This window comes from Lactococcus lactis (genome assembly GCF_029023865.1).
In the GTDB taxonomy this organism is placed as follows: Bacteria; Bacillota; Bacilli; order Lactobacillales; family Streptococcaceae; genus Lactococcus; species Lactococcus lactis.
In genome coordinates this window covers 266,547-287,202 of the sequence record NZ_CP118969.1, presented here as the reverse complement: position 1 = coordinate 287,202, position 20,656 = coordinate 266,547, and the positions used below count along the sequence as shown (strand labels likewise).

Genomic DNA, 20,656 nt, shown 5'->3' with positions numbered 1-20,656 from the left:
CTGTCAGTAACTTTTTATTTATTTCATTAGTTCATAGTAAAGTTGGCCCATATTTCCTTTAAAATCAAGGACTTCATCAGCAATTTTTACTTCAACAACTTCAATTTCATCAGCAATGGCATTATAATCGCTTTGTTGAAGGGCTAGGAAATCGTTGACTCCGTCAAATTCTTCAGTAAAGGTCATACCATTTTGAAGTTTTCCAATTAATTTCATCATTAAACTTCTCCTTCTTCTATGTCTTCAAAAACGAGACTAGGTTTTGCATTTAAATCTAATCCTGCTTGAACATTTTCTAAACCTTTTTTCCATTCGATATATGCTGCTGCTGCAATCATTCCAGCATTGTCACCACAGAGTCTTAAAGGAGGAATAATTAACTTTTCGTCAGTAATTTCTGCTGACAAACGTTCGCGTAAGCCTTGATTTGCTGATACTCCACCGCCAATTATTAGCGTTTTAACTGGATATTTTTCCATGGCTAATTTGGTTTTGGCCATAAGGACATCGACGACCGCAGCTTGAAAGGAAGCAGCTAAATTTTCTAAATCATCAGCAATCACGTCATTTCCTTTTTGATTTTCGTTATGAACGAGATTAATAAAGGCTGATTTTAAGCCTGAAAAGCTAAATTCTACTTCATGTGTGTTCATCATTGCTCGTGGGAAATTGTAAGTATCAGCTCCTTTGTGTGCTAATTCATCAATGACTTTTCCACTCGGATAAGTCAGGCCCATCACTCGACCAACTTTATCATAAGCTTCACCGGCAGCATCGTCACGAGTTTCACCAACTTTTTTATAGCTTCCTTCTTTTTCTACGTAAACAAGTTCAGAATGTCCACCTGAAACCAAAAGGGCCATAGCTGGATATTCAATGGTATCCACTAAACTTGCAGCCATCAAATGACCGGCCATGTGATTAACTGGAATCAAAGGAAGATGATTTGCCCATGCAAAAGTTTTTGCTGCCATGATTCCAACTAGCAAAGCGCCATTTAAGCCTGGACCTTCGGTCACCACAACGGCCGTCAGTTGGTCAGCCGAAATTTCTGCTTCTTCAAGTGCTGCTTCAATACAAACAGTAATTTGTTCGACGTGATGACGGCTGGCAATTTCTGGCACAACTCCACCAAAGCGTTTATGACTATTGATTTGACTGGCAATGATATTACATAATAATTCATTTCCATTCTTTAAAATTGCCACTGAAGTTTCATCACATGAAGTTTCAAAGGCTAATATATAATTATCTTTCATTTGTAAAATTGCTCTTTTCTCATTAACAAAGCATCTTCAAGAGGTTTGTCATAATAATTTTTTCTTGTATGATAAATCTTAAAACCAAATTTTTCATAACATTTTTGAGCGGCAAGATTGGACTTCCGAACTTCCAAAAATAAAGTCCCACTAAATGTTGACACTTCTGTCAGTAAAAAACTCGCTAGTCCTTGCCCCTGAAAATCAGGATGAATAGCGATATTTGTAATTTCTAATTCATCCATTATTGTTGAAATTGCTAAAAGACCAACAATTTGCCCCTCTTCTTCTAGGAAGAAATAATCGGAATTTTCATTGATTATATCAGCTAAAATGTAAGCTCGTGTCCACGGTGATTCTTCGTAAGCAAGTGACAAAAGTTCATAAATCTGAGCTGATAGGTTTTCTATGGTTGGAAAATATTTTTTATCTTCTAATTTTTCTTCAAAGTAAGAGAGATGTTTTAGTTTCATTTTTTCAATTTCTTAATCATCCAAATGGCATCAGCACCGTCTTCATAGTACTCTGGCAATAATTTGTCAGTGACAAAACCTTGCCTACGATAAAGTCCTTGTGCTTTAGTATTGTCACGACGGACTTCCAAAGTCATCTCATTTTTTCCGAGTGCGCTCATCAATACAATCAGTTGTTCAATCAAAGTTGAGGCAATTTGTTGTCCTTGAAAGGCTTTAAACACTGCGAGATTAGTGATATGTGCATCTTGACCATGGTGATTGATTCTAGTTCCAATAAAACCAATGACACTGCCAGAAATTTCGGCCACAATGAAAAAGGCTTCATCATTTTTGACAATTTCATGTTCAAAATGAGAGAAGGTCCATGGAATATCTCCATTGTAAACATCTCGTTCAATCGCAAGCAAAGCAACAATATCAACTCTGTCTGCCAATCGATAGTGAACACCTTCTCGGTCATGTTCAAGTTCAATGTCAGCCATTTCTAAATAACGACGAGGATTAAATTTTTTTCCACTAAACCCTTTGAACGTAGTCGTCAGGAGTGTTTTCAGCTTTTTCATGACTTTCCAACCATTTCTCTTCGGCCTCAACTTTTTTGAGGTAATTTGGCACAAAAGCGTGCACATTTTCAGGAGTTAATTTTTCAGCAATCTTAGCAATTTCATAGGCTGACGGGAGCTTTTCTAAACTGTCAGAAATGATTTGTTCTTCAGAGAAACCAGCATTTTGAATTGCTTCAACGAAATTATCAGTTTCTCCTGTGAAAATAATTTGTTCAAATGAAGAAACTTTTTCTGATAAATCAGCCAAAAATTCACTAAAATTGCAATGTTGATCCGCAATTATTTGCTGATCATTTTTATAAAGAGCTGCATAGGCATTTCCACGTCTTGCATCAATTATCGGAAGCACGTAAGCATTTTTGTCTTGAACACGATTAGCAATTGCCAATAAACTTGATAGACCAACAAGCTCTTTATTTAAGCTAAAAGCCAATGTTTTTCCAACTGTCGCAGAAAGTCGCAAACCTGTATAAGAACCAGGTCCTTGTGCTACCGCAATCCGGTCAAGTTCTTTGGCTTCAAGACCAACTTGAGCCATCAAAAAATCAATGCTTGTCATCAAAGTTGTACTGTGATTTTTTTTCAAATTTAATGTTACTTCACCAAGTAATATTCCGTCAGCAACCACAGCTACTGACAAAGCCTTTGATGAGCTATCAAATGCTAATATTTTCATTTTTTACCTATAATATTTCTGAAAGTATGTTATTTTTTAATTACTGATAGACTTTTACTGACAGCCACTTATCCAACGCGACCTATCTACAAATAATTTTTATCTTCTCTGTCATCAGTTCTACTTCCTTATATTTTACCACGCTTGCCTTGCAAGTTCCACCATTATTTTTTAGGAAGCGCTTCATTTATAAAATTAATGAACTCAACTTTTCATTTCCTTGCAAATATGCTAAAATGATAGTAATTGCAAAGAACAGCAAACACGAACTATTAGGAAAGGAACGAGCTTTTGCTCGTGATTTATAGAATGATTTTTAAAGTTTTCTACCAAAAAGATAATACCCGCTCACCACGTCGTGAGACTACTGAGGCTCTTTACCTCGACCTTGATGTTGCTACTAAAGAAGAAGGAGTTATCCTTGCACGCGAACTTCTTGCTAAAAATACTGCCTACCATGTAGAGTTTATTGACTCACTTTCTGATGAATCTGTCGAATATGAAAAAGAAACTGGCGTATTTGAAATCACAAGCTTCTAAGACTGACTGGAGTATAAAGGAGAGCACTTTAGATTTTTGTCAAAAATGACAGCAATCTAAAGTGATTTTCTTGTACCTTTAAAATTCTGTCAGTAAATATTACATTAAAAAACCGAACTGACCAACTTGTCAGTCAAAAAATAAAATAAAAAATCCAAAGAATAGGAGAAACATGCCAAAGCAACTTAAAATAAAAGCTGATGAAGTCGCAGTTTACGCCATTGGCGGACTGGGCGAAATCGGTAAAAATACTTACGGCGTTGAGTATAAAGATGAAATTATCATCATTGACGCCGGAATTAAATTCCCAGAAGACGATTTATTAGGTGTTGACTACGTCATTCCTGATTATACTTACATCGTTGAAAATATTGATCGTATCAAAGGTCTCTTCATCACTCACGGACACGAAGACCACATCGGAGGAATTCCATTCCTCTTGAAACAGGCCAATATTCCAATTTATGCTGGACCATTGTCACTTGCGCTCATTCGTGGAAAGCTCGAAGAACACGGACTTTTACGTGATGCTAAACTTTATGAAATTCATGCAGATTCAGTCATTAAATTTAATCATTTAAGTCTTGACTTCTTCCGCACGACTCACTCAATTCCAGAACCTTTAGGGATTGTTGTAAATACTCCTCAAGGTAAAATTGTGGCTACTGGTGACTTCAAGTTTGACTTCACACCAGTGGGTGAACCTGCTGACCTTCACCGAATGGCTGAACTTGGAAGCGAAGGCGTTTTACTCCTTCTTTCTGACTCAACCAATGCTGAAATTCCAACTTTTTCACATTCTGAAAAAGTCGTTGGTGCAAGCATCATGAAAATTTTTGAACGTATTGAAGGTCGAATTATTTTCGCTTCATTTGCCTCAAATATTTTCCGTTTGCAACAAGCCGTTGATGGAGCAGTTAAGACTGGACGCAAAATTGTCGTTTTCGGTCGTTCAATGGAAAAAGCAATCGTGAATGGTTTGGAACTCGGTTATATCAAAGCTCCTAAAGGAACCTTCATTGAACCAAATGAAGTTAATCAATACGCTTCACATGAACTTTTGATTATGTGTACAGGTTCGCAAGGTGAGCCAATGGCTGCACTTTCAAGAATTGCCAACGGAATGCACCGTCACATTACCTTACAAATGGGCGATACGGTTGTCTTCTCATCAAATGCTATTCCTGGGAATACCCACGGTGTTAACCAATTGATTAACAAAATCGCTGAAGCTGGTGTTGAAGTCATCTATGGTAAAATGAACAACATTCACACCTCTGGTCATGGTGGGCAACAAGAGCAAAAACTCATGTTACGTCTCATCAAACCGAAATACTTTATGCCTGTTCACGGTGAATATCGAATGCTCAAAATTCACGCTGGACTTGCTCAAGATACTGGTGTCCCTAAAGAAAATTGTTTCATTCAAGAAAATGGTGACGTCCTTGCATTAACTGCTGACAGCGCAAGATATGCCGACCATTTCCCAGCCTCTGACACTTACGTTGATGGTTCAGGAATTGGTGATGTCGGAAATGCCGTTCTCCACGATCGTCATGAACTTTCAGAAGACGGAATTGTCCTTGCGGTTGCAACCGTTGACTTTGAAAAGAAAACCGTTCTTGCTGGCCCTGACATGCTTTCGCGTGGATTTATCTATATGCGTGAGTCTGGTGATTTGATTCGTAGTGGTCAACGTGTCCTTTTCAATGCCATTCGTGAAGCGATGCATGAAGCAAATGCAAATGAAGCTTCTGTGGCTCGTGCGATGCGTGAAGCACTCTCACCATTCCTTTATAAACAAACTGAACGTTCACCACTTGTTGTTCCAATGATTATGACACCTGATGAATAATATTTATTAATAAAAAAAGGCTGAATATATAATGATCCAGCTTTTTTTATTGTCCTAAAGCAACACCTTAGAAATAAAAATATCTAAATAAAGCTCATTCCAACAATAGATTATACCAAGTAGAAATATATTCTAAGATTATAGTAATCATAGCTAAATTTTACTTTATAAAAATTTAATGCTATTATTATAAAGTAATAAAAATGGAGAATAAATCTTATGAAAAAACAATCCTTTGGTCAGCTACATTTTTGAGTTTATTTGCCTTAGCTGCCTGTTCAAATTCTAAAAGTTCTGAAAATCAGACCAAAAAAGAAACTACTTCTAGTTCTAAAGTTACCTCAAGTTCAAAAACTAGCAATAGTAAAAATTCTGCTACTCATTCTACGAGCTCTTCTGCTTCAAGCAGTCAAGCAAATACCAATAATTCTGAAAAAGTACAAAAAAGTTCTTCACCTTTATCTGGATATAGCGCTGAACAGGTTGAGTATGCACGCGTAACCGAAACCCTTCTAAGTTATTACAAATATGATTATCAACCTGTTTCTATCAGTGTTACTAAAAATGGAGCTAATCACCAAGTCTTTCCTTTTTCCGGTTCTGTAGTTGTTCCTCAGGACACAGTAACATTATCTTTTAGTTCTGATAATACAATGGCTGGAACCACTATTGTTACCTATAGTTCTAATCATAATGGGTCAATCAATTTTTATAAAGATCCAAATCATTACCAAGACGAAAGATATCTTAAAGATTCTGCTTGGGTAAAAGAAGAATCTCAAAAACTATTGGACAGTAGCCAAACGCTTGCCATTCCAACTTCATTTGATGAACAAGCTGCTCAAATCATTTCTAAGATAGAAATTAAATAATAATAATTCATCTAATCTAAAAAACCTCTGATTATTCAGAGATTTTTTTGTATTCTTTGGTAAATCTTTGATGAAGTTCTTCTTTTTCTTCTTGACCAATAAAGGCGCCATCAATTGCGTAATGATTTATTTTTTCAAAATCAGAAAGAGAAAAATCTGGGTACCAAGCTGAGATTTTCTCATATTCTTTGCTTAAATTTGTAGCCGAAACCATTCGATTATCGGTATTTAATGTCACGTGTATTCCTTTGTCATAAAGTTCTTTAAAAGGATATTGCGCAAGCTCTGTCACCGCTTTTGTTTGAAAATTGCTAGTCGGAGCCATTTCTAAAACAATTTGTTTTTCAATCATCATTTTTTGTTCGGCTTCGGACAGATTTTTAGTCATAATTCCATGTCCAATGCGACTTGCCCCCATTGCAATTGAATCTAAAATATTTTTCTCACATGCTGGACATTCTCCAGCATGAAGCGTCACATTGACACCCTTAATTTTTATATCATGAATCAAATCTACAAATTTTTCCTGTGGATAATTTAATTCATCACCCGCCATATCAAATCCGACAAAATGTTCATCAGGAATCTTATCAAAAAGTGGCAGCAGTTTTTGTAATTTTTGAATTGGTTCTTGTTTTAATCCACAAACGAGTGCATTTGCTCTTATATCAAAATCATTTTCTGCACGAGAAAGGCCGGCGATGACAGCCTCTACTGCTTCTTCAAGGGTTAGATTTTCTAAGAGATGTTGACTTGGAGCAAAACGGATTTCAATATATTTAATATTATCATTTGCTGCCTGTCTGACAACATCATAAGCAGCTAACTCTAAATTCTTATAAGTTTGCAAAAGTGGTAAGACGAAATCAAAACGTTGCAGGTATTCTAGCAAATTTTTTGTATTTTCTGGGGCTTGTGCCTTTTCTAAAATTTCCTCATCGGACATTGTCATATGAATTCCAGCATTTTTAGCGAGTTCTTTAATGACTGACAAGCTAAGCGAACCATCAAGATGGCAATGAAGTTCAACTTTTGGTATTTGAGCAATAATTTCTGATTTAAGCACGAGTTTCTCCCTTTTCTTTTTCATCCAATATTATTTTACATGATATAAAAGATTTCGAGCTAAATAGCTCGAAGTCCTTCAAAAATGTATTTTTACTATTCTACGCTTTTTTGTGAGAAAAAGCAATTATCATCTTTACGCATTTATTTTATCTTGTGGATAAGATTTTTTTGGCTCAATTAAGCCATTTTTTTGTAATTATCCCCAATTTATCTTAACTTATTCACAATTTTTGGGGAAAAAGTGAAGAAAATGTGGATAAACTTCTTAATTCTTAATAAAAAACAAGCGGAATTTTTAATTTCCGCTTGTTTTTAAGATTAATTTTCCTCGACATTTTCCACAGCGATACTTTTTTGTATCAATTTTTCTTTGTCGAGGATAAAGTTGGCCGCAATTTTGACAGCTATAATAATATTTTATCTTCTTATCAATCACTGAGGGAGCATATCGTAAGCCACCAACTTGTGACAGAAGCCTTTTAAAATCAGCATCTCGATGTTTATAACCTCTTTTAGACCGATACAGATGATAATGAGTTAATTCATGAAGTATCACTCCTTCAAAATCTTTAAGTTCAGCCATTTTAGGATTAAAATCAAGATGTAAATCTTTGGGAAAGAAACGACCACCAGTTGTCCGTAGGCGTTGATTCCATTTTGCTTCGTGGTCAAATGATTGCTTAAAATATGTGAGTGATATTTCTTTTACTTTTGCTGTCAATTCTTGATTAGTTAACACTTTTCCTCCTTTGACAGGCTCGCACAGACGACTGTCAGTAAATTTTACTGACAGCTTCACCTAGCGAAACTAAAATTTGAAAAATATTTACTGACAGCTTCGCTTAATGAAACTAGAATCAAAAAATTTACTGACAGATTATTTTTCTCGTGGGTTCACTAAGGTTAAATTAATTTTCCCTCTTTGTAAATCGAGAGATTTAACCCAAACCGTTACGATTTGCCCTACAGCGACAACATCACTTGGATTTTTGACAAAAGATTTACTCAAATCAGAAACGTGTGCCAAGCCATCATTTTTAATTCCGATATCAATAAAGGCACCGAAATCGACAACGTTACGGACCACACCTTCAAGTTGTTGACCAATTTGTAAATCTCCAGCTGACAAAACATCTTGTCTTAAAATTGGGGCATCAAAACTATCACGCAAATCACGGCCTGGTTTTTGTAAATCATTGATAATATCAGTCAATGTTTCCTGACCAAGACCAAGTTTTTCAGCCATTTCAGGAATATTTACTGACGAAAGTTTGGTCAGCAATTCTTCGTTACTGACAGGTTTATCAGCGGAAATTTCCGCCAAAAGTTGTTCCGTCACTTTATAAGATTCTGGGTGAACACCGGTGTTGTCAAGGAAATTTTTACCTTCTGGAATTCTTAAGAAACCTGCCGCTTGTTCAAATGCTTTAGCTCCCAAACGTGGGACTTTTTTTAGTTCCGCTCTTGTTTTGAGTGCGCCATTTTCTTCACGATATTTTACTACATTCTGTGCCAAACTTTTATTAAGGCCAGCTACGTGTGAAAGCAAACTAGGACTGGCTGTATTGACATTAACACCAACTTGGTTAACTACTGTTTCCACGACAAAATCAAGATTTTCTGTTAATTTTTTCTCAGAAACATCATGTTGATATTGACCAACACCAATGGCTTTTGGTTCGATTTTTACAAGTTCAGCCAATGGATCTTGCAAACGGCGTGCAATCGAAATTGCTGAACGTTTTTCAACAGTCAATTCTGGAAATTCTTCACGTGCCAACTCGCTCGCTGAATAAACAGAGGCTCCAGATTCACTGACAATCACATAATAAACATCAGAAAAATTATTTTCCTTGAGTACTTCTGCAACAAAACTTTCAGATTCGCGACTGGCAGTTCCATTCCCAATCGCAATCATATTCACACCATATTCTCGAATGAATTTTGCTAAATCTTTTTTCGCTTGAGCAATTTGACCTGCATTTGCTGGCTTCACAGGATAAATGACCGTTGTCATCAATAATTTACCTGTCTCATCAACAATAGCAAGCTTTGCTCCAGTACGGTAAGCAGGGTCAAATCCCATGACTACACGCCCTTTAAGCGGAGCCACCAACAAAAGATTTTTCAAATTTTCGCCAAAAACTTCGATGGCAGAAGCTTCAGCTTTTTCTGTCAGATCAGTCCGAATACTACGTTCCATAGCCGGAATCAATTTTTTCTTGACAGCATCTTTAATCGCCACTTGCATCATTGGATTATTTTGAGCAGCAAAACGGGCGGCAAAATAACGTAAAATTTTGTCTTCGTTATTTTCAAATTTTACTGACAGAATCCCCAATTTTTCACCACGGTTTAAAGCCAATACACGATAATTTGGTAATTCTGAAACTTTTTCTGAGAATTCATAATACATTTGAAAAACTTGCTTTTCATCAACGGCATCTTTTTTCAAACTACTTGTCAGTAAACTATTGTTTTTGATTTCACCAGTCAGCCATGAACGCAACCGCGCATCTTCAGAAATCGCTTCTGACAAGATATCCACGGCACCTTCCAAAGCTTTTTGAGGACTTGTAAAATTCTCATTGACAAATTTTTCAGCTTCTTCTTCAAGATTTGCTGAATTTTTTACAATCAATTGAGCTAAGGGAAATAAACCATTTTCCTTTGCAATCGTTGCTTTTGTGCGCCGTTTTTCTTTGTAAGGCAAATATAAATCTTCAACTTCTGTCAGTTTTTCAGCAGCCAAAATTTGTGTTTTAAGCGAATTAGTCAACTTACCAAGCTCTTCAATTTTTGACAAAACAGCCGTTTTACGTTCTGATAATTTTGTCAGTAAATTATCTTCATCAATAATTTTTTTGATTTCAACTTCGTCAAGTGAACCTGTTGCTTCTTTACGATAACGAGCAATAAACGGAACTGTGTTCCCCTCTGCCGTCAATTCTAATACTTTTTCAACTTGTGAATTTTTAATATTCAACAATTCAGCAATTTTTTTAACATTTTCCACTTAGAAATAATCCTTAACTAGTTTTGTCATCAATTTTAAAGGACAGTGTCCTATCTCTATTTTACCAAAAAAGTCACAAAAAAATCGCTCCCAAACAGGAGCGATTTCAAAATGCAAATAAGAAATTACATCATTTTGTTGTAGAATTCAACGATCAATGCTTCATTGATTTCTGGGTTGATTTCATCACGTTCAGGAAGACGAACAAGAGTTCCTTCAAGTTTATCAGCATCAAATGATACGAAGTTAGCGCGACCTTTAGTAGCTTCAACAGCTTCAAGGATTGCAGGAACTTTCATAGATTTTTCGCGAACTGAGATCACTTGACCAGGTTGTACGCGGAATGATGGGATATCAACGCGTTTTCCGTCAACAAGGATATGTCCGTGGTTTACGAATTGACGTGCTTGACGACGAGTAGTCGCAAGACCAAGACGGAAAACTACGTTATCAAGACGTTGTTCAAGCAAAGTCATGAAGTTGAAACCAACAGTTCCTTCTTTAACTTTAGTTGCAGCAATGTACAAGTTACGGAATTGACGTTCAGAAAGACCGTATGAAAAACGAAGTTTTTGTTTTTCAGCCAATTGAAGACCGTATTCAGAAAGTTTTGAACGGTTGTTTGGACCGTGTTGTCCAGGTACGTAGTTACGACGAGCGATTTCTTTACCAGAACCAGAAAGTGAGATACCGTAACGGCGTGATTGTTTCCATGATGGACCAGTGTAACGTGACATAATTTATGTCCTCCAAATATTTTATTTGAAGAATATTGACAGCCTCGAATTCGTTCATTTTACCTTCGCTTATAGCTTCAGTTACTTGACACAAGGAGTATAATAGCTTACGCTCCCTGACATAACAGCAAAATGTTGACGAGCTTTCTAGCTGACTGCTATATTCAACTTTTCTATTATACCAAAAATCCTTATTTTGTCAATATTTTTCACATTAGAACAAGTGATTTAAATAAAAAAACTCATCTGCAAGAGATGAGTTAAAAAATCAAGAGATTAGGATTCAATTTTAAGTAATTTAAAATTCCTAAACAAAAATTATTTTTCTTCTTTTTTAGCTTCTGGTTTTGGTGCAGTTCTTACGCCTACTGCGTTGAAATGTTTTTTACCGTTACGTTTACCAAATTTATGTGATTTATATGCCATGATGGCTCCTTTCATTTAATGCTCGCTTTTAATAATTTTCTAAACTCACATTATCACTTGAATTTTATCATATCTTGATAACACTTTCAAGAATTATGGAAGATTATCTAGTTTTGACATCAAAAAAACTCATCCACGAAAGATGAGTTAGGGTTAGTCGGTAATCGGGAAGACAGGATTCGAACCTGCGACACCTTGGTCCCAAACCAAGTACTCTACCAAGCTGAGCTACTTCCCGTAGCTAATATTAAATTTTTGAAACTTCTTTGTTCAGTATCTCCACTTTTAAAAGTACTTGTAAAGTAAATTTACTTCGCAAATTCCTATCCACAGCCTCAAAGCATGCTTTGAGCTCTACCAAGCTGAGCTACTTCCCAGACATGAAGTGCTTGACGCTTTAGCGTTTAGCAATTCAGTTCTTCGCGCTTATCGCGAAGTTCCAAATATTATTTTAGAATTTTTAAATTCTTACCGATACTTCTCTCATTTTATCTAAAATATCAGTATCAAACAAAAAAATGACTTTCGCCATATTCTGTTTATGCAAGCGGTAGGATTCGAACCTACAACCGCCTGATTCGTAGTCAGGTACTCTATCCAGTTGAGCCACGCCTGCGTTTCTCTCAAACGACTATATTAGTATATCAAGTTTCCCATAAGTTGTCAAGAATAAACTCATTGGATATGAATTTTTTAGAATAAACCTTCGTTAAAAACGAATAAAAAGAGCAGAATCACTTCTCCTCTTCTTATTTTATTATCTACCAAAATAAACTTGTTGAGCCTTAGCTCCCCCATCTTGTACTGTTAGCAAAGTGCTGACCGTTACAAAGGTATAACCTTGTGCTTTCAAATTTTGAATAATCCGCGGCACAGCATCTACTGACCATTGGTGAATATCATGCATCAAAATGATTGCTCCATCATGAGCGTAAGTCGAAACATTTTGAACAACTGGAGCACTTGTACGATAACGCCAGTCATTTGTGTCAACAGTCCAATTAACTGCACTTAAATTTGTTTGACTTAAAACAGATTTATTATAACTTCCATAAGGTGGACGGAAGAGTGTTACGTTTTTACCTGTAATTTTATTAATTAACTGATTTGCACTCTCAATTTCTTGCTTTTGTTGGTCTGGTGAGAGTGTTACCAAGTCTTTATGGTCCCATGTATGCGAAGCGACTTCATTTCCTCTATCAGCTTCTTCTTTAATAATTTGGGGGCAGGCTTGGGCTTGTTTTCCTAAAGCAAAAAAGGTTGCTGGAACTTGTGCATCTGATAAAATTTTTAATAATTGAGGGGTCGTATTAGGGTTTGGTCCATCATCAAAGGTCAAGGCAATCAATTTTTTATTTGCATATTGATTTTGAACGTTCGCAATACGCTCCGCTTCTTTTTGACGTTCAATAAGTATTTGTTTGTCAGCATTTACTTGTTTTGCCAATGCTTCTTTGTCTGATTTCTCATATGGAGCCTTTAATAATTCTAAAGCCTCTTCAGAGCTTTTTATTCCTTCTTCACTTATATTTTCATGGGCTTTTGCAACAATCTGGTTCACTTTGTCAATCTCTGACAAATAGTTTGTCAATTGGCTCATTGATTTATCTAAAGAAGTTTTATCTTTAACATGAAGCTTATCAATTAACTTATGAGCCTGTTCAATATCGTTTGCTTTTCTTGAATCATAGGCCTTGTCTTTTGCATTTCTCGCCTCATCTACTTGTTTTTCATAAGCAATTTTTTGCTTTTGAACTCCTTGATCATAATAATAGGTTCCTACTCCCGCTACCACTATTAATAACGCACCTATAAGCAAGGTAAGCTTCCAAAAAGCTTTTTTTGCTCCTTTTGATTTTAATCTTCTTTGTTTCATTATTCTTCCCTAAATAACTTTTATCATTTCAAAAAAGTTCAATTGTAACAATTTAACTACTGAATGATTTAAAAAAACTCTATCCTCCTATCTTAACATATCCATTCTTAAGATTAAAGCCATTAATTTATTGTTTTTTCATCTTCTGATAACCTATTAACTTTAAATTGTAAAAATTGGCTAATTGTATCAACAGCAAAATTGAGAACATGCTCGTCTGGATTCATTTTTTGTGAATGAAGGGGAGCATCACTATCAATTCCTAACCAGAACATGACTCCAGGAATTTTGCTCAAAAGGTAACCAAAATCTTCACCAGTCATGGCTGGAGCGATGTCAATAAGATTAGCCTTAGTTTCTTTTTTGAAAAATTCCATCAGTTCTTTAGCAAGTTCAGGATGATTTTCAACTGGAAGATAGCCGCCTTGTTTAAGTTTAAGCTCAATTTCCATGTTAAAAGATTGCGCGATTCCATTTGCAAGTTCTCTTAAACGTTTTTGGGTCAATTCATTGACTTCTTGGGTCAGACTCCGGATAGTTCCATGTAAAAAAGCATGTTCAGCGATAATATTATTCGTTGTCCCAGATTCCATTTTTCCAAATGTAACCACTGCTGAAGCTAATGGATCCACATTACGGCTTACAATCGTCTGAACCTGAGTGATAAAATAAGCGGCTGCTACCAAAGCGTCATTTGCTGTGTGAGGAAAAGCAGCATGTCCTCCTGTTCCAATAAAGGATAATTCAACTTCACAAGTTCCTGCAAAAAGTGTATGCTGATTCGTAGCAATATCTCCTACTTTTAAATCTGGTCTGACATGTAATCCATAAAATTCATCAGGAAGCCAATTTTCAAATGCTCCAGCATCATACATTAATTTTCCGCCCGCTTCATTTTCTTCAGCAGGTTGAAAGAGAAAGAGGAGATTATCTCTTGGTTGGCTTTCACTCATTTTTTCCAATAAACCAAGAGCAACGGTCATGTGAATATCGTGTCCACAAGCGTGCATTCGTCCATTTTTACTAGCATAAGGTAAATCGGTTGATTCCTCAATAGGCAGACCGTCAATATCTGTCCGCCAACCAATTGTCTTTTGACCCTGACTTCCTGCTAGATAAACTAGAATACCGGTTTGCCATGTTCTCACTTGAATAAATGGTTTATTTTGAGTCAGTTCTTGAATAATGGCTAGTAAATACTTTTGAGTTTCGTATTCTTCAAGACCAATTTCAGGAATTTGGTGAAGCTGCCGTCTGATTTCAATTAAATTTATCATATTTTTTCCTCGTTACTAAGCTTAATTTCAATCTTTTTTATTTATTTTACTCTTTTTTGGCTGTATATTGCTCTTTTTAGCAAAAAAACTTTTGCTAAGATTAACAAAAGTTCAGAAATAAGCTATTTCTTTAATTTTACAAATTTCTAAGGGCATCTTCTAAAGCCGTTTTTTGTTGTGTTTTTTCATCTATTTCTTTGATAATTCGAGCTGGAACACCAGCAACAACAACGTTTTCTGGAACATCTTGGGTAACAATTGCCCCTGCTGCAACAACAGAACCTGAACCGACTTGTACTCCTTCGATTACAACAGCATTGGCTCCCACAAGGACATTATCCCCAACACGAACAGGTTCAGCACTTGCAGGCTCAATAACACCAGCCAAAACAGCTCCAGCACCAATATGAGAGTTCTTACCAACCGTCGCACGGCCACCCAAAATTGCCCCCATATCAATCATTGTGCCTTCACCAATTTCAGCTCCGATATTGATGATAGCGCCCATCATAATGACCGCACTATCGCCAATAGTTACTTGGTCACGAATAATTGCTCCTGGCTCAATTCGAGCATTGGTTTCTCTGGTATCAAGGAGAGGCACAGCTGAATTTCGGCCTTCAAGTTCTAGGGTGTAATCTTTATTCTCAGTCAAGCCAGAAAGCAATGGACGTACTTCTTGCCAATCTCCAATGATAATTTTTAAGCTGTAATGTGTGTGAAAATCTCCCAGAACTTGGATTCCTTTATTGGCTAGTGCCTTAAAATTTGGACGCCCATTTTCAGCAAGAAAACCAGCTGCTTTAAAACTAGGCATTCCTGATAAGGTTACCTTGACACGTGTTTTTTTCTCAGCGTTCCCGATAAATTGAATTATTTCTTGTGCTGATAGTTTTTGTGCTTCCATTTTTACTCCATTCTAGGGCCATTCAGTTATTGATGACACTTTATAGGCCTTTTTATGATTCTGTCAGTAAAAATTTACTGACAGAATCATTTTACCTACAATATTATTGTTCTATATTATAGCAAATTATCAAATATTTGGAAAATTTTCAATTCTGCTTAAAGAAAAAACAGCCGAAACTGTTTTTTTACTGACAGAACTGTCAGCATTTATTTTATAAACTCAGAAAGACTTTCTTTCTTTTTATCAAATTTGATAAAAGTTCCGTCAGCACTTCTCTTCATAAATGTTGGAACGGTTTCTACTTCGTGAGCTTTACGAATCGCTTGTAATTCTGGATTGAGGTCTGTATTTTCTGTGTCAACGTAATAAATCATTTTGTCAGCATAGTCAGGAAGAGCCTTAACAAATCTTCTGGTCCAAGGACAAGTGACACGTCCAAAAAGTACAAATTGGCCTTCTGTCAGCTCTGACAGACGTTCTGGCGCAAGTGGAATTAGTCCTTTTACATTTTCAAAAAATTCAGTGCGCATTTCTCCAGTGTAAGGTCTTTCGACCCATTCACCAATAACAATAAAGGTATTGTCCTCAGAAGCAATAAAAGAAAACATGAATCTTCCATCAACAGCTGGCGTAATTGGACTTACAGGAAGTCCAAGTTCAATGATTTTATCATGAATTTCATCAATTGTTTCTACTGAAATTGCTAAAGTTTCAGGATTTGGGTCATAGGTTTCATTAAGTGCTACTTCATCTTCCAAACCTAATTCTTTCCAAAAAATTTCTGCATTTTCCAAGCTATTTACGTTTAAAGTAATCATTTTTTCTCCTCTTGAGCATTTATTTAGGAAACTTTTGACCATAAAATAAGTAAAATTGTCATTATGATAATAGATACAACGAGCAAGCTATCTCGCATTTTCCATTTGAGTTGACGGTATTTTGTACGTCCATCTCCCCCTTGATAGCCTCTGCTTTCCATTGCGACTGCTAAGTCATCCGCACGGCGGAAAGAACTGACAAATAATGGAATTAAAATTGGAATGACTGATTTAATTTTTTTCAGTAAATTTCCTTCACCAAAATCCATTCCTCTGGCTTTTTGAGCATTCATAATCATTGTTGTGTCATCCATTAATGTTGGAATAAAGCGTAAAGAAATAGATAACATCAAACCTAATTCGTGAACAGGGACTTTGATTTTTTTCAAAGGTCCTAAGCCTTTTTCGATTCCATCAGCCAAGGTCAATGGTGGCGTGGTCAGCGTCAAAATTGTTGACATAAAAATAATCAAGACAAAACGAAAGAAAATATAAACAGCATTAATCAAAGATTCTGTTGAAATTTTGATAAACCATAGACTAAAAATGACATGCTGACCATTAGTAAAAAGCATTTGGAAAATAACTGTGAACAGAATTAAACCAATCATTGGCCGTAGGCCTTTTAAAAAATAGGAAACTGAAATTTTGGATAATAAAACACCCGCTAAAGTGTAAAGCACTAAAAGAAGATAACCTAACCAATCGTGAGCCAAAAAGATAATGACAACAAAAGCAATCATCACCAAAAGTTTTGAACGCGGGTCCATGCGGTGAATGATACTATCACCTGGAATATAACGTCCCATCAGCATATTTTGCATCAGTTTTCACCTCCTGATTTTACTGACAGACTTGTCAGTAAATTAACAAGTTCAGCTCGTGTGATTGGCAATTTTTCAAAAGTATAGGCTCCTGTTTTTTGAAGTTGGTCAGCAAAATGAGTCGCTTTTGGCACTCCCAATTCATGTGCTTTCAAAAAATCAACTTCTTGAAAAACATCTGACGGAGTACCACAGCTGATAATATGTCCTTTTTCAAGAAGATAAACATAGTCAGCATAATCGGCCACGTCATCCATTAAATGAGTGACTAAAACAACGGTTTGACCCGTCTGATGAATACTCTCAAAAAGTTTCATCATCTCAATTCTAGCTTTTGGGTCAAGGCCCGCTGTTGGTTCATCAAGTACCAAAACTTCTGGTTCCATCGCGAGAATCCCAGCAATGGCCACACGACGCATTTGTCCTCCTGAAAGTTCAAAAGGAGATTTTTCCCAAAATTCTTTTGAAAGACCGACCATTTCCAGTTTCTCAGCAGCAATTTTCTCAGCTTCTTCTTTTGAAATTCCAAAGTTTTGTGGTCCAAAAGCGACATCTTTTAAAACCGTTTCTTCAAAAAGTTGGCTTTCAGGAAATTGAAAGACTACACCTACTTTTTTGCGGACAGGTTTAATCTCTTTTTGTTTACTTGTTGAAGTGACAACAATATCACCTACTCTAACCGTCCCTTGTGTAGGCTGCAACAATCCATTCAGATGTTGCAAAAGTGTCGATTTACCAGAACCAGTATGCCCAATCAAAGCCGTGTAACTTCCTTTTTTGACTTCTAAATCAATGTCAAAAAGGGCACGACTGGCAAAGGGACTGTTGGGCTGATAAGTATAATTTACTTTTTCAAATTTAATCATTTTTCTTTTTTCTCAAATCCAATAATATCCATTTTAATGACAGAAATTCTAGCATACTAGAATTTTATTAAGTCACCGATTCAAGGACTCTCATTAATCGCCTTGAACTGACGGAAACTTCATTTATCCGCCAATTTCACACTCACGTTAATCGCGTGTAACTGACAGAAATTCTGTCAGTAAATTTAGCGCAACTTATCAGCCAAAAGCTCTACCAATTCGTCTTCTGACAGATACTTTTCTGGTAAATCAAAGCCATTTTTTCGCAGGTCTTTCATTAAATTTGAAGAGAAGGGAACATCTAGTCCAATTTCAACCATATCCTCACTCGTTGCAAAGAGTTCAGACGGTGCCGCTTCCTTAATTATTTCTCCTGCTTTCATCACTAAAATTCGGTCAGAGCTTGCTGCTTCATCAAGGTCATGAGTAATAGATAAAACGGTCAGTTGATATTTCTCTTTAATTTCATGAATCACGCGCATAATCTCTTGACGCCCGGTCGGATCAAGCATTGAGGTTGATTCATCAAGAATAATGATTTCAGGTCGCAAAGCAATAATTCCGGCCACAGCTACCCTTTGCTTTTGTCCACCAGAAAGTCTCGCGGGTTCGCGGGTTTTGAAATCAAGCATATTGACAGCAAGCAAAGCTTCGTCAACTCGTTTAATCATCTCTTCCCGTGGAATTCCTTGATTTTCCATACCAAAAGCGACATCATCTTCAACCGTTGCCCCAACAAATTGGTTATCCGGATTTTGAAAAACCATCCCAATCTTTCGACGAAGATTCCAGACATTTTCAGCAGTCAAAAGTTCTCCATCAATTTTGACTTTTCCTTCAAATTCTTCAAAAAGACCATCAATCAGTCGAGCAGTCGTCGATTTACCAGAACCATTTTGGCCAATAATCGAAACCCATTCCCCTTTTGTAATCGAAAAGGAAACACCATTAAGCTGATTTACATCGCTTTCTTTTTCATATTTAAAAACTAAATTTTCTACTTCGAGAATTTTATTCATAGCCCTTATTATACCAAATTTTAGACACTTTTAAGCATTTAGTTTTATATTTCTACTAAAAATGACATTCTTTATCGCCAAAACAAAACATTCAAAAGTCATTGCTAAACGAGAAGGGATTTTGTTATAATATTAAAGTAATCGGAGAAGTGTCCGAGTGGCCGAAGGAGCACGCCTGGAAAGTGTGTATACGTCACAAGCGTATCGGGGGTTCGAATCCCCTCTTCTCCTTTATAAATTCACATTCTTAAAAATAAAAAAACATTAATTATAAAAATTAATGTTTTTTTATTTTTATCTATTCTGGAAAACTAGCAAGAGCTACATCTTTTCCTAATTCTTCTTCAATTCGCAAGAATTGATTATATTTTTCAACCCGTTCACTTCGAGCCATTGAACCTGTTTTTATTTGGCCAGCATGCATGGCTACCGCAAAATCGGCAATGTAGCTATCAACTGTTTCACCTGAACGATGAGAAATCATTGTCTTATAGCCTGCTTTTCTCGCTAAACTAATGGCTTCAATCGCTTCAGTTACTGTTCCGATTTGATTAAGTTTAATCAAAATAGCATTTGCTACACCTTTTTTAATTCCTTCTTTGAAAATTTCAGGATTTGTCACAAAAATATCATCACCTACTAATTGAATTTTTTGACCTTGAGCTTTCGTTTGAGCTGCAAAGCCATCCCAGTCATGTTCAGAAAATCCATCTTCAATGGAAATAAGTGCTGGATATTTTTCAACTAAATTTTCATAGTAAGTCAATAGTTCTTTAGAAGTCAATTTTTGCCCTTCAAAACGATAAACTTTTTCTTTATCATCATAAAATTCACTTGAAGCTGGGTCAATGGCAATCGCAATTTCTTCACCAGGAACATATCCTGCACTTTCAATTGCTTGATAAAGTGTAGCAATTGCATTTTCAGTAGAACCAAGTTTAGGGGCAAAGCCACCTTCATCGCCTACGGCTGTTTCTAGCCCTTTGTCAGCTAAAATTTTCTTCAGAGTATGGTAGATATTTGCAATTTTTTCTAAACCATCGCGAAAGCTGTCCCGTTTGACTGGTGTAATCAAAAATTCTTGAACGTCAATTCCTGAATCGGCATGTACTCCACCATTAATGACATTGAAAAATGGTTGTGGAAGTTCCAAATCAACTCCACCAAGATAGCGATAGAGTGGAATATTTTCACTATTCGCTGCCGCACGAGAAATGGCCATTGAAACCCCTAAAATTGCATTAGCCCCTAAACGAGATTTATTTTTTGTCCCGTCAAGTTCAATCATCAGATGATCTAATTTTGCTTGATTAAATGGTGATTGTCCTTTCAAGGCTTCATAAATTTCGCCATTGACATTTGCGACGGCTTTAGAAACGCCTTTTCCTTGAAGGCGGTCTCCACCATCTCTTAATTCAACTGCTTCGCGGTCTCCGGTTGATGCTCCTGAGGGTACTGCTGCGCGTCCTAATGTTCCATCTGTTAATCTAACATCTACCTCAACGGTTGGATTTCCTCTAGAATCAAAAATTTCTCTTGCGTGGATGTTTTCGATTGTGACTGTCATAATAAATC

20 protein-coding genes and 3 tRNA genes are annotated in these 20,656 nt (G+C 36.3%); 4 read left to right on the top strand and 19 right to left on the bottom strand.

All coding sequences use genetic code 11. The features are described 5' to 3' along the window. Positions 1-18 precede the first annotated feature (18 nt). The 5 genes from PYW37_RS01570 to tsaB are packed head-to-tail and all read right to left on the bottom strand — an operon-like array spanning position 19 to position 2,977. Positions 19-219, bottom strand: coding sequence for a DUF4649 family protein (locus PYW37_RS01570; protein WP_003131704.1), 201 nt, complete (start codon positions 217-219; stop codon positions 19-21). Then, a complete protein-coding gene (gene tsaD / locus PYW37_RS01565) occupies positions 219-1,259 on the bottom strand; it encodes a tRNA (adenosine(37)-N6)-threonylcarbamoyltransferase complex transferase subunit TsaD (RefSeq protein ID WP_023189973.1) in 1,041 nt (346 codons plus the stop codon). Before tsaD ends, PYW37_RS01570 begins: the two co-directional genes overlap by 1 nt. Further along, the gene (rimI, locus tag PYW37_RS01560) at positions 1,256-1,732 is read right to left on the bottom strand and encodes a ribosomal protein S18-alanine N-acetyltransferase (protein ID WP_023189974.1); all 477 of its coding nucleotides are present in this window, start codon (positions 1,730-1,732) and stop codon (positions 1,256-1,258) included. Before rimI (PYW37_RS01560) ends, tsaD begins: the two co-directional genes overlap by 4 nt. Continuing rightward, positions 1,729-2,298 carry a ribosomal protein S18-alanine N-acetyltransferase gene (gene rimI, locus PYW37_RS01555; protein WP_010905268.1) on the bottom strand — a complete coding sequence of 190 codons (570 nt, stop codon included), beginning with the start codon at positions 2,296-2,298 and terminating at the stop codon, positions 1,729-1,731. The genes rimI (PYW37_RS01560) and rimI (PYW37_RS01555) overlap by 4 nt, the downstream gene beginning before the upstream one ends. Further along, on the bottom strand, positions 2,252-2,977 hold the full coding sequence (gene tsaB, locus PYW37_RS01550) for a tRNA (adenosine(37)-N6)-threonylcarbamoyltransferase complex dimerization subunit type 1 TsaB (protein ID WP_021722407.1): 726 nt from the start codon (positions 2,975-2,977) through the stop codon (positions 2,252-2,254). Before tsaB ends, rimI (PYW37_RS01555) begins: the two co-directional genes overlap by 47 nt. A 309-nt stretch (positions 2,978-3,286) precedes the next feature. Between tsaB and PYW37_RS01545 the strand changes: the two genes are divergently transcribed. The 3 genes from PYW37_RS01545 to PYW37_RS01535 all read left to right on the top strand — a co-directional run bounded on the left by PYW37_RS01545 (position 3,287) and on the right by PYW37_RS01535 (position 6,244). After that, on the top strand, positions 3,287-3,517 hold the full coding sequence (locus PYW37_RS01545; protein ID WP_003131711.1) for an RNA polymerase epsilon subunit: 231 nt from the start codon (positions 3,287-3,289) through the stop codon (positions 3,515-3,517). A 172-nt stretch (positions 3,518-3,689) separates the two neighbouring features. Next, the gene (gene rnjA, locus PYW37_RS01540) at positions 3,690-5,372 is read left to right on the top strand and encodes a ribonuclease J1 (protein ID WP_025016572.1); all 1,683 of its coding nucleotides are present in this window, start codon (positions 3,690-3,692) and stop codon (positions 5,370-5,372) included. A gap of 203 nt (positions 5,373-5,575) precedes the next feature. Beyond that, positions 5,576-6,244, top strand: a complete 669-nt coding sequence (locus PYW37_RS01535; protein ID WP_023189976.1) for a hypothetical protein — start codon at positions 5,576-5,578, stop codon at positions 6,242-6,244. Positions 6,245-6,275: 31 nt separating this feature from the next. On the opposite strand, the gene add is transcribed toward PYW37_RS01535, so the two are convergent. The 13 genes from add to PYW37_RS01470 form a co-directional block, all read right to left on the bottom strand. Beyond that, on the bottom strand, positions 6,276-7,334 hold the full coding sequence (gene add / locus PYW37_RS01530; protein ID WP_074453816.1) for an adenosine deaminase: 1,059 nt from the start codon (positions 7,332-7,334) through the stop codon (positions 6,276-6,278). A gap of 273 nt (positions 7,335-7,607) precedes the next feature. Beyond that, positions 7,608-8,051 carry a SprT family protein gene (locus tag PYW37_RS01525; RefSeq protein ID WP_010905264.1) on the bottom strand — a complete coding sequence of 148 codons (444 nt, stop codon included), beginning with the start codon at positions 8,049-8,051 and terminating at the stop codon, positions 7,608-7,610. A 138-nt stretch (positions 8,052-8,189) separates the two neighbouring features. Next, complete coding sequence (locus tag PYW37_RS01520) at positions 8,190-10,328, bottom strand: Tex family protein (protein WP_023189979.1); 2,139 nt, start codon at positions 10,326-10,328, stop codon at positions 8,190-8,192. 125 nt (positions 10,329-10,453) lie between these two features. Beyond that, positions 10,454-11,065 (bottom strand): 30S ribosomal protein S4, encoded by a 612-nt coding sequence (rpsD, locus tag PYW37_RS01515; protein ID WP_004255752.1) that lies wholly within the window; start codon positions 11,063-11,065, stop codon positions 10,454-10,456. Positions 11,066-11,655: 590 nt separating this feature from the next. After that, positions 11,656-11,729, bottom strand: a tRNA-Pro gene (locus PYW37_RS01510). A gap of 304 nt (positions 11,730-12,033) precedes the next feature. Further along, a tRNA-Arg gene (locus PYW37_RS01505) sits at positions 12,034-12,107 on the bottom strand. Positions 12,108-12,248: 141 nt separating this feature from the next. Beyond that, positions 12,249-13,367: a polysaccharide deacetylase family protein gene (locus tag PYW37_RS01500; RefSeq protein ID WP_023189980.1), complete on the bottom strand. Its 1,119-nt coding sequence runs from the start codon at positions 13,365-13,367 to the stop codon at positions 12,249-12,251. 122 nt (positions 13,368-13,489) lie between these two features. Beyond that, complete coding sequence (locus PYW37_RS01495; protein WP_023189981.1) at positions 13,490-14,644, bottom strand: N-acetyldiaminopimelate deacetylase; 1,155 nt, start codon at positions 14,642-14,644, stop codon at positions 13,490-13,492. A 136-nt stretch (positions 14,645-14,780) separates the two neighbouring features. Next, positions 14,781-15,551: a 2,3,4,5-tetrahydropyridine-2,6-dicarboxylate N-acetyltransferase gene (gene dapD / locus PYW37_RS01490; RefSeq protein ID WP_023189982.1), complete on the bottom strand. Its 771-nt coding sequence runs from the start codon at positions 15,549-15,551 to the stop codon at positions 14,781-14,783. 209 nt (positions 15,552-15,760) lie between these two features. After that, on the bottom strand, positions 15,761-16,372 hold the full coding sequence (locus PYW37_RS01485) for a hypothetical protein (RefSeq protein ID WP_023189983.1): 612 nt from the start codon (positions 16,370-16,372) through the stop codon (positions 15,761-15,763). A gap of 23 nt (positions 16,373-16,395) precedes the next feature. Beyond that, entirely contained in the window at positions 16,396-17,196 is an 801-nt protein-coding gene (locus PYW37_RS01480; protein WP_004255779.1) for an energy-coupling factor transporter transmembrane component T family protein, read from the bottom strand. Next, complete coding sequence (locus PYW37_RS01475) at positions 17,196-18,062, bottom strand: energy-coupling factor ABC transporter ATP-binding protein (protein WP_015425751.1); 867 nt, start codon at positions 18,060-18,062, stop codon at positions 17,196-17,198. Before PYW37_RS01475 ends, PYW37_RS01480 begins: the two co-directional genes overlap by 1 nt. A gap of 185 nt (positions 18,063-18,247) precedes the next feature. Further along, positions 18,248-19,081 (bottom strand): energy-coupling factor ABC transporter ATP-binding protein, encoded by an 834-nt coding sequence (locus PYW37_RS01470; RefSeq protein ID WP_004255784.1) that lies wholly within the window; start codon positions 19,079-19,081, stop codon positions 18,248-18,250. A gap of 143 nt (positions 19,082-19,224) precedes the next feature. On the opposite strand from PYW37_RS01470, the gene PYW37_RS01465 reads away from it, so the two are divergent. Continuing rightward, positions 19,225-19,312, top strand: a tRNA-Ser gene (locus PYW37_RS01465). A gap of 67 nt (positions 19,313-19,379) precedes the next feature. Here the strand turns inward: PYW37_RS01465 and eno are convergent. After that, the gene (gene eno / locus PYW37_RS01460; RefSeq protein WP_025016573.1) at positions 19,380-20,648 is read right to left on the bottom strand and encodes a phosphopyruvate hydratase; all 1,269 of its coding nucleotides are present in this window, start codon (positions 20,646-20,648) and stop codon (positions 19,380-19,382) included. Positions 20,649-20,656: the final 8 nt, after the last annotated feature.

What these genes read in the sequence shown, in the direction of transcription:
- add (WP_074453816.1), bottom strand. Translation starts at nt 7,334, where the DNA reads ATGAAAAAGAAAAGGGAGAAACTCGTGCTTAAATCAGAAATTATTGCT.
- PYW37_RS01480 (WP_004255779.1), bottom strand. Translation starts at nt 17,196, where the DNA reads ATGCAAAATATGCTGATGGGACGTTATATTCCAGGTGATAGTATCATT.
- rimI (WP_023189974.1), bottom strand. Translation starts at nt 1,732, where the DNA reads ATGAAACTAAAACATCTCTCTTACTTTGAAGAAAAATTAGAAGATAAA.
- rimI (WP_010905268.1), bottom strand. Translation starts at nt 2,298, where the DNA reads ATGAAAAAGCTGAAAACACTCCTGACGACTACGTTCAAAGGGTTTAGT.
- eno (WP_025016573.1), bottom strand. Translation starts at nt 20,648, where the DNA reads ATGACAGTCACAATCGAAAACATCCACGCAAGAGAAATTTTTGATTCT.
- PYW37_RS01495 (WP_023189981.1), bottom strand. Translation starts at nt 14,644, where the DNA reads ATGATAAATTTAATTGAAATCAGACGGCAGCTTCACCAAATTCCTGAA.
- rnjA (WP_025016572.1), top strand. Translation starts at nt 3,690, where the DNA reads ATGCCAAAGCAACTTAAAATAAAAGCTGATGAAGTCGCAGTTTACGCC.
- PYW37_RS01570 (WP_003131704.1), bottom strand. Translation starts at nt 219, where the DNA reads ATGATGAAATTAATTGGAAAACTTCAAAATGGTATGACCTTTACTGAA.
- PYW37_RS01485 (WP_023189983.1), bottom strand. Translation starts at nt 16,372, where the DNA reads ATGATTACTTTAAACGTAAATAGCTTGGAAAATGCAGAAATTTTTTGG.
- tsaB (WP_021722407.1), bottom strand. Translation starts at nt 2,977, where the DNA reads ATGAAAATATTAGCATTTGATAGCTCATCAAAGGCTTTGTCAGTAGCT.
- dapD (WP_023189982.1), bottom strand. Translation starts at nt 15,551, where the DNA reads ATGGAAGCACAAAAACTATCAGCACAAGAAATAATTCAATTTATCGGG.
- rpsD (WP_004255752.1), bottom strand. Translation starts at nt 11,065, where the DNA reads ATGTCACGTTACACTGGTCCATCATGGAAACAATCACGCCGTTACGGT.
- PYW37_RS01500 (WP_023189980.1), bottom strand. Translation starts at nt 13,367, where the DNA reads ATGAAACAAAGAAGATTAAAATCAAAAGGAGCAAAAAAAGCTTTTTGG.
- PYW37_RS01470 (WP_004255784.1), bottom strand. Translation starts at nt 19,081, where the DNA reads ATGAATAAAATTCTCGAAGTAGAAAATTTAGTTTTTAAATATGAAAAA.
- PYW37_RS01545 (WP_003131711.1), top strand. Translation starts at nt 3,287, where the DNA reads ATGATTTTTAAAGTTTTCTACCAAAAAGATAATACCCGCTCACCACGT.
- PYW37_RS01475 (WP_015425751.1), bottom strand. Translation starts at nt 18,062, where the DNA reads ATGATTAAATTTGAAAAAGTAAATTATACTTATCAGCCCAACAGTCCC.
- tsaD (WP_023189973.1), bottom strand. Translation starts at nt 1,259, where the DNA reads ATGAAAGATAATTATATATTAGCCTTTGAAACTTCATGTGATGAAACT.
- PYW37_RS01535 (WP_023189976.1), top strand. Translation starts at nt 5,576, where the DNA reads ATGGAGAATAAATCTTATGAAAAAACAATCCTTTGGTCAGCTACATTT.